We start from the raw sequence: 13,947 nt of genomic DNA, 5'->3' as shown, positions 1-13,947 counted from the left end.
CCCCTCCTGATACAAGCAAGTCCCCACCCCCACTTATTGCTCTACGCAATAGAAGTGGTGGACTTACTTGATAGTTTTAAACAGCATAATTTAAAAATTGAACGGATTGAAAGCAAAATGAAGTGTTTTGGATATATTTAGAAATGTTTCATGCAGACAGTCAGGTAAATTTTAAATTATGCTGTTTTTGGTTGTTTTAGTATGATTATATTATTTATGTTGTTATATTGTTTTATTTTCATGATGTATAAATTATTTATATAGATAAAAAATCATATCATCTATTTTTAAAAGATTGCAAGATTTTTACATTTTGATTTGTTTAGTATAATGGGTAGATATTGCTGGTTGCATTAAACATAAAACATTATGGAAAAATTCAGTAAAATGGAGGAATGAATTGAGGTGCGGTAAAATCAGGTTTACTGATAAAGAACAAAAGAAATTTGAAGATTTATATGATACATATTCAAGGCTTATGTATTATATAGCCTTTGACATATTAAAAGATGAGGGGCTTGCACAGGATGCTGTGCAGGAAGCATTCATAAACATATGTAAAACTTTTTCAAAAATAAGTGAGCAGGATTGCAAGGATTTGAAAGGTTTTGTTGTTATTGTTATTAGAAGGGTTGCAATAAATATGTACAATAAGCAGAAGAAAAATAAAATTATTTCACTGGATGTTTTTCTCGAAAATAGAGAAACATCAGGAAAACAGGCAATACATAGGGGTATACCTGATATATCATCTGAGGAAAACAGGATAATGTATTATATGCAGAAATTGCCTTCTAAGTATGCCGATATACTTTTATTTTATTATGTTTATGGTTACAGTGCGGAGGAAATGGCACAGATATTTGATATGAAGACATCCACTGTCTATTCATATCTGAGCAGAGGAAGAAAGAAACTTGAGAAACTTCTGGAGGGAAAGAGATTATTTAAGGATTAGAAAGGAGCAGCAAGATGACTGAAAATGAACTTAAAAAGTGTCTTGAGGTTTATGAAAGGCAGGTGGTAAAAGAATATGATGATCTTGAACTTGAAAAAGTAAAATTACCCAATGGTTTTAAAAAATGTACATTGGATAAAGTGTTATATGAACGGTCAAATAAAAAAATAGTAAGGGTAAAAAAGAGCAAAGTATTAAAGCCATTGGTGGCAGTGGTTTTAATATGTGTGATTCTTATAGGTTTATTTGCATCCTCTGATATAAGTGCGGATATTTTTGGATTTGATGCGTGGGGGATGACATATTCAAAGCAGGATAAATCGGGGAATGTTACTATAGATTATAATAAAAATAGGCGTTCAAAGGAAAATGGGGGAGACAAGATAAAGAAAAGGATGTATGATGTGCCACAGTATGTACCCGAAGGGTTTGACTATATTAACAAAGAAAATGATGGTATCTGGATATATGAAGAATGGTCAAAGGAAGATAAAACACTCTATTTTACAAGAGAAAAAATCCTGAAAGATACTATATATTCTGGAAAAGATGTAAAAGGCAGGAAAGTTAATATTGCAGGATATATTGGATATTTATATCAAATAGGAGAAGGCAGCAGACAGTTACAGTGGAATGATGATGAGTATATAAATTCTATTGGAATAAATACGGATATAGATGATGGTGAACTATTTAAGATGGCTGAGAGTATGTACGAAAATAAAAATTAAAAAATTTAAAAATTTTGCAAGATTTTACTGTATTGTTTTGTTTAGTATATTGTAAAATTAAAAGTATGCATTAAAAATGTAGGAAAGGAAAATGAAAAATGAGAAACAAATTATTTAAAATTCTTGTCATTGGAATTGTTGCAGTTAATATGTTATATTTACAGCAAACGGAGGTTTTTGCTAGTGAGGTAATTGAACAGCAGGAGATAATATCACGAAATGAAAATTCAAGTCAAAATCTGACTATTACTGGTAGTACAGCTAATCTGACATTAATATATAATGCAGAAATCAAAGTTGACTCTATTGTTGTATCAGTAAGACTTCAGAAGTACATTGATGGAACTTGGAAAAGAGTGAAAATTTGGGATGATGTAAAATATTCTACTATAGCATGTAAAGTAAGCAAAAGCTGTCAGGTGACTTCAAGTGGCAGATATAGAGCAAAATTTGTTGTTACGACTAAAAAAGGAAATAGTCAGAAAACCGAAAATTTTTATTCTAATGTTGTCAATTATTAGTTGAAATTAAGAATTAAAAAAAGGCATTACTGTATTATGGAAGTTAGGAAGTTATTGTAAAATGAAGTTTATGAATATTATTTCATGAAGAAATATTTTACATAACTTAGTTGTAGGATAATGTATAAGAAGAAAGGATGATTAATATGTTTAAGAGATTAAGAAGGATAGTTGCATTGATGTTTGCATTTGTAATGATATTTTCAACCACTGCTTTTGCGGCAGAAAATGATAATAGCGATGAATTGAAGATTACGATGGAAAATGTTGAATATAGCTACGATGGACAAGTAAGCAAAGCACCAGCAGCAGCGGTGTCAAGTGTTACTATTGTATCAGAAGAGGCATACATTAATAGTAAGGGAAATGTTATCATTCCAGTTTATATTGTAGGATATGGACATAATGAAATCGCTAAATGGGATGCGACTAAGGCTAAATATGTGAAAGATATAACTTATACAAGAGCGGATCGTGTGGTGTATGCCTTTAAACAGTATTGGAATTGCGGAAAAGCAGTAGCAGGAAAGCATACTTTTAAATTTTCAACAACTTCGATTAATTCACCTTGGAATACAGTTAGTGCAATTGCACAGTTTAAGATAAGCAAATAGTTATTGGGTGACCTAAAGATAATAAAACATTATCCTACAATTACAGATAAATACAATTATGAGAGGTAAAGATATGAATGTTAATGGATTAGGATGTGAATTTAGTAATTTAAAAAGGATATTTCAGAAGCGAGAACAAAAAGGATTATGTAAGGAAACAGCTAATTTTCAAGTGGATAATGCAATAAATGATTCTTATAATACAACTTATCTTTTAAAAATGGGAGGTTTAGTATCAAGAGCATTGTCTGATGGTGCAAATGTTACAGTTTACAAATCAGATTCATATACAGATGAAAATCCAATATTACGGATAGTAACTACAGCATCAGATGGGAGTGAGACTGAACAACTAGTTGATCCACGAATGGTAGATATATCAAATGCGACAGAAAATGAGATGCTTGCATTAAATGCTTATTTAGTTGAAAAAGGAAAACTGGATGATAGTGTTTATACATCAAGTGTTTTGTCTGGAACAAATCTGGCAAAGGTGGATTTATCAAGTGCATCAAACATAAAAAAGAATTTTTTTGATAATATAAAACAAGTTATGGAAATGCAGTATAATGCAAATAATCTTTTGGGTTATATAGAATGTGGTAAAGTTTTAAATGCATATAACTCATTTATGGATATAGTGTAAATGATAGAGAATTAACAAATCAAAAGATAAAATCTCTTTGAAGCAGATAGGTGTTCAATTCAAAGAGATTTTATGGAAGGTGTATTTGTAAAAAATAATGTTTTTGATATAAAAATACACCACTTTACAATTTTATAAATGAAGCCCCCGTTTCTCAAATAAATCTTCATCTATGGAGAGCCTTTGTCCATGTTTTGCAGGTCGTCACTTTTTACCTGTAGGTGCTGGCACCAGATCATAAATAACAGAGTCTGACCTTGCATTACCGATCAAGTCGAGATTAGGGTATTCGTCAACAATGGAAACAAGATTCTTTTTCATATACCAGCCGTCACAAAGGATGATGACATTTTTCTTTTGTGAAAATTCAGGCATAACCTGACGAACCATAGATGCAGTAAGCTGCAGTTTTGATTCTTTTTTCTGCCACATCCGATAACCTAAAGGCACAGCAAGATAAGAAATCTTGTTATGTTTCCATACTGGTACGCAGAGCATCAGGCTTACAAAACAGTGCCCATTTAAGTAATTGGAGCCATTGTGGGCAGCATGGTCAAATTTATTATACATCAGAAAGCCCTGTACGATTTATTTTTTTGAAAAAAGTTGTAAAGTGGTGTTAGTATTATTAAGTAGTTCGGTATGATTTAAAATATTATAGTTTTATTCTGCTATAAAATATAGTGTGTTATTTGGAAGGTTAAGCTGTTTATAATTCTAGTTATGCTGATAAGAAATGATTATTGCAAGTTTATCAACTTTAAGATTGTCATATATAGGAAAATGAGAATCATCAAAGACTAACTGGTTAGAAGCAGTATATATGCAAATAAAAGTTTAAGAACAAAAATTATTTAGTTTTTTGACACTAATTGTTATACTAGGGAGGAGGTAGAATATGAAAATAAATAATTTCAATGGGCAAAATGATATTTACAAAGTAAATACAACTCTCAAGAAGAATAATTCGATAGTTAATACTGATAAAAAAGCAGAAAATAGCATTTTAGGTGGTGTTAGTCTTGAAATATCACATCGTGGTTTAGCAATGGCTGGGGAACTTCAGGAATTTGAAGATACATATGAAGTAAGAAAGTCATTGTGCAAAGGAATAGGAACCAAAGAGATTATTAATGGTAATTTTGTTGATACCTTAGCTGAAAATTATAAAAAACAGTCAGACGCAATTGCAGAACAGTATGATGGAGAAGAATATGATAAACAAATGAAATTGTTGGACAAGGCATTTGAAGATGCATCGGATATTGTTTCAAGCAGTTATAGCAGACAGATGCGTGTTTTAACTGGAGATATTGTGATTAACAGAACAGTAAAAGACTATTCAACACGTGAAGCTGCAGAAGAGGCATTATCAAAAAATGACACTTCATCTGACAGAGCTAATATAAGTCCTGAGCAGGGAGAAAAGGTAGCACAGGATGTTAAAAAAATATGTGTTGCGGCAAAAGATTCAGTATTGGGAAAGGGAATGATTAGTATTGATCAGATGGTGAACATAAATAGTGATACATTTTCTTATATGGATTTAAAAAAGGTAGGAGTGTTTTTGTTAGATAAGCAGCATAAATCTGATTTAACAGGAATCTCGGAATATGGAAAAAAAGTTATTTCTAATTACTTGAAGAAATAGGTATATATATTTTTCACAAAAAAATGCGTCATAATACATTTATAAATGTGTTTTGACGCATATTTTATTGAACTTGCAAAACAGTATAATGAGTATAAATAATATATGTAGAAAATATTTTTCATAAATGATAGTATTATGTTTGTGAAAAATAAGAATTTGAAAGGGGAAGTTATCAGATTGAACCAGAAATTGACGATAAATGATATTGCAAAGATGTCTGGTGTGGCAAAAAGCACAGTATCAAGATATCTTAATGGAGGCAGTGTCCGGAATGTAACAGCACAGAAAATAAAAAAAGTAATAGAAGAAAATAATTATGAGCCGAATGTTTTTGCAAGACTGAATGCAAAAGAAAGCAGGATTATAGGGTTGACAGTTCCAGGGTTTAATTCAGTAACAACACCTCGTCTGGTTGAAGCTATTGTTGATTATCTTAAAAAGAATGGTTATACACCGCTTATCATGGATACAGAAAATGATATAGGAGAGGAAATCCGTTGTATAGAACGTCTGAAAAATATGAATGTGGATGGAATCATGGTTCTGGCAACAAAAATTACTGAACAGTATGAACAGACTCTGAAGAGATTAGAAATACCAATATTGTTTTTAGGTCAGAGGTTTAAGGGACAGAATTCTATTATAAACGATGATTATAATGCAGGGTATGCGGTTGGCAGATACATAGGAAATAGAAGATTTAATGAGGTTTATATGTTATGGGTTTCTGAGGAAGACCAGGCAGTAGGTGTTGAAAGAAGGCAGGGGGTAATAGATGGCTTGTCATCATGTGGTATAAAACCAAAGAATATAATTGAAACAACATTTTTTTATAATGATGCGGTTGATAATATAAGAAAATTTGCAGATAGAATACAAAAACCTGCTGCCATAGTCTGTGCAACGGACAGGATTGCTTTTGGAGTATATAAAGTAATGCTGGAAAGAGGAATATCTATTCCGGATGAAGTTTCAGTTGTTGGATTTGGAAATTATGAAACAGGTGAATTGGTTCATCCACCACTCACCACAGTGAAATTTGACTGGAAGAATTGGGGAGAAATCAGTGCTGAAGCTATGATTCAGATGATACTTGAAAAACCGGTGGGTTCCCTTCAGATAAACCCATATGAACTCATCGAGCGTAAAAGTGTAATAGAAAAATAATTGAAGACAAAACGGATTCGCAGAATATGTGAATCCGTTTTGTGCAACTTTAACAAATTTTATACCTAATTTTTGGGAACGGTTCCTAAAATAAAAAACTTAATAAAAATCGTATTGACATAATAAAACAAAAAGATATAATAAAGAATATAAATGAAACCGGTTCCAAAATGAAAGGAGAAAGGAATATGGAAAAAAACGAGAGATATCTGGAAATATCAAAACAGATAGTAAAGAATATTGGTGGAATGGATAATATTCAGGGAACTGCACATTGTGCCACAAGACTTAGGATTGTTTTAAAGGATGATAGTCTTGCTGATATTGACAAACTTGAAGATATTGATAAGGTTAAAGGTGCGTTTATAGCAGGAAATCAGTTACAGTTGATATTTGGTGCAGGTACGGTCAATGATGTTTACGATGTTTTTGCAGAATATACACATACACAGAATATGTCATTAGAGGACTTAAAAGCAGAGAGTGCAAAGAAGCAGAATCCAGTTCAGGCAGTTATTAAGGCATTGTCAGATGTATTTATCGGTATTATGCCAGCACTTCTTGCAGCAGCTTTGCTTATGGGAATCACAAGTGTATTGGGCGGTCTTGAAGTTGTAAAAACGCACGATACATTGTATGCTATTAACAGGCTTGTAAGTCTTGCGTCTAATGGAATTTTTGCGATATTGCCTATGGCGGTATGTTATTCGGCAGTTAAGAGATTCGGTGGTAATCCGGTTCTTGGTATGGTAATAGGTGCTATAATGCTTGACAGTTCTCTTGCAAATGCTTATCAGGCGGCACAGGGAACAGTTGATGTAGAGGTTATACATTTATTTGGATTAAATATAGAGATGGTCGGCTTTCAGGGAGGAATAATCATTGCACTTATGATGGGCTTTGTTGTTGCCAGACTTGACAGATTTTTTAATCGTGTTATTCCCGATGTGATAAAACTTCTTGTCGCTCCGATGTTGACCGTATTTATATCTACGGTGGTTTTATTTACTATCGTTGGTCCGGTTGGAAGAATTCTTTCAAATGGAATTACAAATGGTCTTATGTGGAGCACAGAGCATCTTGGAGCATTTGGTTATGCTTTGTTTTCAGGTATTCAGCAGATAGTTGTTATTACCGGTCTGCATCATATCATTGGTGCTGTTGAGGCTCAGCTTATTGCATCATCCGGAACAAACTTTATAAATCCTTTGATGTCTGTGGCACTTTTTGGACAGAGTGGAGCCGTATTAGGATATCTTGCACTTAACTGGAAAGATCTGAAGGCAAGGGAACTTTGTATTCCAAGTTTTTGTTCAACATTATTTGGTATAAGTGAACCGGCAATTTTCGGAGTGAACCTTCGTTATAAATTTCCTTTAGTTGGAGGCTGTATTGGAGGTGCGGCAGCGGGTATATATGTGTACTATTCAAAATTGACAGCTCTTGGATTTGGAACAACAGGTGTTCCGGGAATGGCTATTGCAAATCCGGCTCATCATGGATATATAAATTATATAGTTGCACATGCAATCGCAATATCGATTGGTTTTATCTGTACGTTGGTATTAGGCAGAATGTGGTCTTCTGACGATAAAGATAATGACGGGGACAACAAAGAAATGAAAATTGAGACAGTAGAGGATGTTTGTACATCTGACACAAATGTGTTTTACGCAGCAGCAGAAGGAGTAGTAAAGTCAATTTCAGAATCATCAGACCAGACATTTTCAAAGAAAGTTCTTGGTGATGGAGCAGTTATTTTTCCAGAAAAAAGTGGCATAGTATATGCCCCATGCAGAGCGAGAGTTTCTCTTGTATATCCTACAGGTCATGCGGTCGGACTTACAAGGGATGATGGAACGGAAATTTTGATACATTGTGGTGTAGATACTGTAAACATGAACGGTGAAGGTTTTGAAACACTTGTAAAGGAAGGACAGATTGTCAATGCCGGAGATGTTTTGGTAAGATATGATATAGAACTTGTAAAAGAAAGAGGATATTCACCTGAAATATTGGTGATATTTACAGAACTTCCGGCTGGAAAGAATGTTAAGATCAATGAACATAATGCATCAAAAAATGATAAGATGGCAGAGTTTGTCTAAAATTATTATGTTATTATGCAAATAGCAGAGTATATGTAACTATATGTTTTATAAGAATAGTAAGTTCCTGTTTTCTAAATTGCACAGCAATAAAAAGCAGGAACTTGCTTGGGTTATAATGGTATGTGATAAACGAAAGGAATAGTAAGATTATGGATAAGAAAGAATATTTAGCTGAGTACCAGAAGCATGAGGATATGAGAAAAAGAGTGAAGATGGATAAGAACAGATTACATTTTCACATAATGCCGCCGACAGGCTGGATGAACGATCCAAATGGTCTGTGTGAATTTAATGGTGTAAACCATATCTATTTTCAATATACGCCATTTCTTGCAGGCTGGGGAGAAAAACTGTGGGGTCATTATACTACAAAAGACTGGATAAATTATACACAGGAGGAGCCTTTTTTGTTCCCTGATACAAAATGGGACAGGGATGGGGTATACAGTGGTTCTGCATTTGTTGAGGAAGATGGTATTCATTATTTCTATACAGGAAATGTTAAGTTGACAGACAAAGATTATGATTATATTATGAATGGAAGGGAGCAGAACACAATACATATATTTAGCCGTGATGGAAAAAACATTGAATATAAAAAGATTGTGATGACAAATGATGACTATCCGGCTGACATGTCAAAGCATGTAAGGGATCCCAAGATATATAAGGTAAATGATGGTTATTATATGGTTCAGGGTGGAAGAAATTCTGATTCCAGAGGTTGTGTGTTACTCTTTTATTCTAAAGACCTGAATAACTGGGAGTGGTATGATACAGTGTATTCAGAGGAGCCATTTGGTTATATGTGGGAGTGTCCTGATCTGTTTGAGATTGAGGGACAGCAGATATTGGTTTGTTGTCCACAGGGGGTTGAACAGAAAGGATATGATTATCAGAACATATACCAGTGTGGTTATTTTCCTGTGACATTTGACATAGAGAACAAGTCATATAAGTTTGGTGAATTTGAAGAACTTGATAAGGGATTTGACATTTATGCAACACAGACATTTGTTGATGAACAGGGCAGAAGGATTTTGATAGGCTGGATGGGGATACCGGATGCAGATTATGATAATGATGTGACTGTTGAGTATGATTGGATACATGCACTGACCATGCCTAGAGAGCTTTCGTGGAAAGATGGAAAAATATACCAGAAACCGTTAAAAGAAATGGAACAGCTTCGTAAGAATAGTTTTAGTTCTGAACTTTCAGAATTTTCGGACTGGTCGCCGAAGGACTGTTGTTTTGAGATGCGTGTAGATATTGAAGATTCAGGCAATATTGAATTAAAACTCAGAGAGGATGTGACAGTTTCATGGGATGGAAATCTGTTCACATTGGAACTGGGTGAAAGTGGACATGGTAGAAAGAAAAGGGTTGCACAGTTATCATCTCTTTCGGACTTTACAGTTTTTTCAGACACATCTTCTATTGAAATTTTTATCAATGGCGGAGAGACTGTTATGACATCGCGTGTCTATAGTGAAAGCCTTGAGCAGAAAGTAACACTTTTATCTAAAGGGATAAAGGGAAGTATTACCGGATATGAACTGGGAACATTTATCGTAGAGAGAGGAGAATGTTGATGAAGAAATACGATGTAACGGCATTAGGAGAGTTATTGATCGATTTTACTGAAAATGGAAAAAGTACGCAGGGAAATCCTTTATTTGAAGCAAATCCGGGAGGAGCACCTTGTAATGTATTGGCAATGCTGTCTAAATTAGGACATAAGACGGCGTTTATTGGTAAGGTCGGAGATGACTTTTTTGGAGAGCAGCTAAGGGCTGCTATAGAGGAAGTTGGTATTGATGCATCAGGACTTTGTGTTGATAAAGCTGTTCATACAACGCTTGCTATGGTACATACATATCCTGATGGGGACAGAGATTTTTCTTTTTATAGAAATCCGGGAGCGGACATGATGTTAAATGAGGCAGAGATACCCGAACAGCTTATAAAAGATTCAAAGATATTTCATTTTGGAACATTGTCGATGACACATGAAGGCGTTCGTGCCGCAACAAAAAAAGCGATTGCTATTGCTGAAGAGTCAGAATGTATAATATCGTTTGACCCAAACCTGCGTGAGCCTCTCTGGGAATCTATGGATGATGCCAAGGAACAGGTTTTATACGGCTTAGAGCATTGTAATATTTTGAAGATTTCGGATAATGAGATTCAATGGCTTACCGGAAAAGAGGATTATAATGAAGGGGTAGAATGGATTCTTGAAAGATATGATATTCCTCTGATCCTTGTATCTATGGGAAAGGAAGGCAGCAGGGCTTATTATAATGGAATGATAGTTGAAAAGAGTGCATTTGTTCAAAAGAACACTGTGGAAACGACTGGTGCTGGAGATACTTTCTGTGCATGTGTACTGCATTATATATGTATGAATGGCTTAGATGGTCTTACACAGGAAAAGCTGACTGATATGCTTACATTTGCCAATGCGGCAGCATCAATTATCACAACAAGAAAAGGTGCTTTAAGGGTTATGCCTGATGAGGATGAGATAAGACAGATGCTTTTACAAGCTTAATGGTACTAAAAAATAAAATATCACTATACTTGTCGGTGATAAAATGCGTCAAAGCAGCATAAAAATGTGCTTTGACGCATTTTTTATGCTACTTGACCGTGAGGTTATATAGGATGTATTATATGATGCAAGGGTTAAAAGCAGATAGCAATGCAGCAATCCGCAGCATCATTATGTTAAAAACGAATCTGATATGCATAGAAATGAGGTCAGTATGATTAGGATAGGAACGAGAAAAAGTAAACTTGCTTTAATTCAGACAGAGCTTGTCAAAGCTCAGATCTTAAAATATTTTCCCGATGAAAAAATAGAGATTGTTCATGTGGTTACGCATGGTGATAGAGTTTTGGATACACCGCTCGGTGAGATTGGCGGCAAGGGGGTTTTTACGAAAGAGATTGAGGAAAAGCTGCTCGATAAGACTATTGATATTGCCGTTCATAGTGCAAAGGATGTGCCTATGGAACTTGCGGACGGTCTTTGTCTTGGTGCGGTTCTTTTAAGGGATGACAACAGGGATGTTATTCTTAAAAGAAAAGAAACAAAAAAAATCGGTGCAGGCAGTATCATAGGAACAAGCAGCTTGAGGAGAGAAATCCAGATAAAGCAGATATATCCGGATGTCACGATAAAATCACTGAGGGGCAATGTCGGAACAAGGATAGATAAATTAAAATCAGGTGAGTATGACGCAATTATTCTTGCGGCGGCAGGGTTAAAAAGGCTTGGTCTTGACAATGATAAAGAACTTGATTATATATATCCTGACGAGGAGAAATTTATATCTGCGGCAGGGCAGGGGATTCTTGCAATCGAGTGCAGAAACGGGGATTTAAAAGATGTTATGGCAGCACTTGATGACAGAAAAGCAAGGATATGCCTTGAAGCTGAGCGTGAATTTTTAAGATGTCTTGACGGAAGCTGTAATGCCCCCTGTGGTGCTCATTGTACGGTGGATGAGCATGGTTTTAAGTTCAGGGGGATGTATGCTTGCGATGGCAAAACTCCGAGGTATGTCATTATAAATCAAAAATGGGACGGACAGTGTGAAAAAATTTCTGAGTCGGTCAATGCAGATAATACGGATTTAGAATTTGCCGTTAATCTTGCAAAAAGGCTTGTTGATGTTTTGAAATCTGATAATAAGAATATTGATAGTAAAAATGAGAATGGGAATACAAAAGTTTGTGTTATTTCAAAATCAGATAATGCAAATATTGATATAAAAAACATTGGTATAAATATGAAAAAAGATGCAATAAAAAATTCATTTTCGGGTAAAAAAGGAATGGTTTCTCTTGTAGGGGCAGGTCCGGGAAAGAGAGATTATCTGAGTATCGAGGCTTTAAGATGTATTAAAAAGGCAGATGTTATCGTATATGATGCACTTATCTCGCCATCAATATTAAATGAAGCGAAGATGGATGCAGAACTTATCTATGTAGGAAAGAGAGCTGATACGATTTATAAAAAACAGCCTGAGATAAATGAACTTCTCATAAATCTTGCTTTGAGCGGAAAATATGTTGTTCGTCTTAAAGGCGGTGACCCTTTTATTTTCGGCAGAGGTGGCGAGGAGGCTCTGGCACTTGGAAAAGCAGGGATAAGATATGAGATAGTGTCAGGGATTTCATCTTCATACAGTGTTCCGGCAAATGCGGGTATTCCGGTAACGCATCGTGGGGCTGCTTCATCGGTTCATATTATTACGGGGCATGAACATCCGGCAAAGCCATCAGAAGCACTTGATTTTTCTGTTATTGCAAAAGAGGAGGGAACGCTTGTATTTCTGATGGGACTTAGAAGTCTTGAAAATATCTGTGAAAAACTTATCAAAAACGGAAAGAACGAAGAAACACCTGTTGCTGTAATCTCAAAAGGAATGACGGCAAAACAGAGGACTGTATATGGAAATCTTCTGACTATTAAGGACGAAGTCAGAAAAAATAATATAGAGGCACCGGCAATAATAGTGGTCGGTGATGTTGTCGGAGTCGGGAAACAGATATGTGAGTGGCAGAGTAGGAATGACAAAAAAGTGCTTAGCGGAAAGCGAATACTTGTAACAGGTTCAAGGAATATGGCAGATAGTCTTGAAAAGGAATTTGAACAGTACGGCGGTGAGACTATTGCGATAAGCCTTGTTGAGACAATACCTGATTACAGCGGTTGCGATGATATACTTAACAATCTTGAAAAATATTCATGGCTTATTTTTACAAGTGCAAATGGTGTAAATATTTTCTTTGACAGACTGCGGGATTTGAGAGTGGATATAAGAAAACTTGCAAATGCCAGCTTTGCCGTAGTTGGTACATCGACAAAAAAAGCACTTGAAAAATTTGGGTTATATGCGGATTTTATACCATCAAAATTTACATCAAAGACATTGGTAGAGGAATTGTCAAAAGATTTGACAGATAAAGATAAAATACTTATCGTAAGAGGAAAACAGGGCAAAAACTTTATTGAGGATAAATTTAGTGATATGTCGGATGAGTTTGACAAAATCTGCATTTATGAGACAATTCAGGACGAAAGGCGTGCTGACGAAGTAAAAAGGATATGTTCTGATGTTGATTATATTGTTGTTACAAGCGGTTCAGGTGCAAGGGCATTAAGGGATATGGCAGGATGTGAGCATGACAATATCGTTGCGATAGGTCCGGTGACAAAGAGGGATTGCGAGGAAGCAGGACTGAGGGTGAAACTTGTTGCAGAGGAGTTTGATGCAAGAGGTATTGTGGATGTTATCGTAAGGGATGTTGAGAAAAGTTTTTAGGCTGTGGTGATTATACAGTTATAACAAATAATATCGTCGGCATGCTTTAGCCAACAAAAATGCCGACTAACATTATTTGTTATATCTGTACAATTTATTACAGGTAAAGGTTGTTTGGCAGTATACAATATAATTTAAGAAAATAATTGATGATACAATATTGAAGCTATATAGGTATTATTAAGATGAATATTTGTAAATATAGA

At 34.9% G+C, this 13,947-nt stretch carries 12 protein-coding genes; 11 read left to right on the top strand and 1 reads right to left on the bottom strand.

The annotated features are described in order from the left end of the window. Window positions 1-400: 400 nt before the first annotated feature. From KQI69_RS01885 to KQI69_RS01865, 5 genes are all read left to right on the top strand, one after another. Window positions 401-958: an RNA polymerase sigma factor gene (locus KQI69_RS01885; protein ID WP_216563590.1), complete on the top strand. Its 558-nt coding sequence runs from the start codon at window positions 401-403 to the stop codon at window positions 956-958. 14 nt (window positions 959-972) lie between these two features. Next, window positions 973-1,689 carry a DUF4367 domain-containing protein gene (locus tag KQI69_RS01880; protein WP_216563589.1) on the top strand — a complete coding sequence of 239 codons (717 nt, stop codon included), beginning with the start codon at window positions 973-975 and terminating at the stop codon, window positions 1,687-1,689. Between the two features lie 98 nt (window positions 1,690-1,787). After that, entirely contained in the window at window positions 1,788-2,210 is a 423-nt protein-coding gene (locus KQI69_RS01875) for a hypothetical protein (RefSeq protein ID WP_216563588.1), read from the top strand. Between the two features lie 146 nt (window positions 2,211-2,356). Then, window positions 2,357-2,824 (top strand): DUF4879 domain-containing protein, encoded by a 468-nt coding sequence (locus KQI69_RS01870; RefSeq protein WP_216563587.1) that lies wholly within the window; start codon window positions 2,357-2,359, stop codon window positions 2,822-2,824. 73 nt (window positions 2,825-2,897) lie between these two features. Further along, window positions 2,898-3,470 carry a hypothetical protein gene (locus KQI69_RS01865; protein WP_216563586.1) on the top strand — a complete coding sequence of 191 codons (573 nt, stop codon included), beginning with the start codon at window positions 2,898-2,900 and terminating at the stop codon, window positions 3,468-3,470. A 204-nt stretch (window positions 3,471-3,674) separates the two neighbouring features. Here the strand turns inward: KQI69_RS01865 and KQI69_RS01860 are convergent, their stop codons facing one another. Further along, entirely contained in the window at window positions 3,675-4,040 is a 366-nt protein-coding gene (locus KQI69_RS01860) for a hypothetical protein (RefSeq protein WP_371818697.1), read from the bottom strand. Window positions 4,041-4,368: 328 nt separating this feature from the next. Between KQI69_RS01860 and KQI69_RS01855 the strand changes: the two genes are divergently transcribed. From KQI69_RS01855 to hemC, 6 genes are all read left to right on the top strand, one after another. After that, entirely contained in the window at window positions 4,369-5,121 is a 753-nt protein-coding gene (locus KQI69_RS01855; protein WP_216563585.1) for a hypothetical protein, read from the top strand. Between the two features lie 180 nt (window positions 5,122-5,301). Next, window positions 5,302-6,291: a LacI family DNA-binding transcriptional regulator gene (locus KQI69_RS01850; protein ID WP_253288953.1), complete on the top strand. Its 990-nt coding sequence runs from the start codon at window positions 5,302-5,304 to the stop codon at window positions 6,289-6,291. Between the two features lie 188 nt (window positions 6,292-6,479). After that, entirely contained in the window at window positions 6,480-8,399 is a 1,920-nt protein-coding gene (locus KQI69_RS01845) for a PTS transporter subunit IIBCA (RefSeq protein ID WP_216563583.1), read from the top strand. A gap of 152 nt (window positions 8,400-8,551) precedes the next feature. Next, window positions 8,552-9,997, top strand: a complete 1,446-nt coding sequence (locus KQI69_RS01840) for a glycoside hydrolase family 32 protein (RefSeq protein WP_216563582.1) — start codon at window positions 8,552-8,554, stop codon at window positions 9,995-9,997. Then, entirely contained in the window at window positions 9,997-10,959 is a 963-nt protein-coding gene (locus KQI69_RS01835) for a carbohydrate kinase (protein ID WP_216563581.1), read from the top strand. The genes KQI69_RS01840 and KQI69_RS01835 overlap by 1 nt, the downstream gene beginning before the upstream one ends. A 214-nt stretch (window positions 10,960-11,173) precedes the next feature. Then, entirely contained in the window at window positions 11,174-13,741 is a 2,568-nt protein-coding gene (gene hemC / locus KQI69_RS01830; RefSeq protein WP_216563580.1) for a hydroxymethylbilane synthase, read from the top strand. Window positions 13,742-13,947: the final 206 nt, after the last annotated feature.

Origin of the sequence: Eubacterium sp. MSJ-13 (assembly GCF_018918235.1) — a bacterium.
Lineage (GTDB): Bacteria > Bacillota > Clostridia > Lachnospirales > Lachnospiraceae > Butyribacter.
Note: the sequence above shows the minus strand (reverse complement) of the source record. Positions and strands in the feature narration are given on the sequence as shown.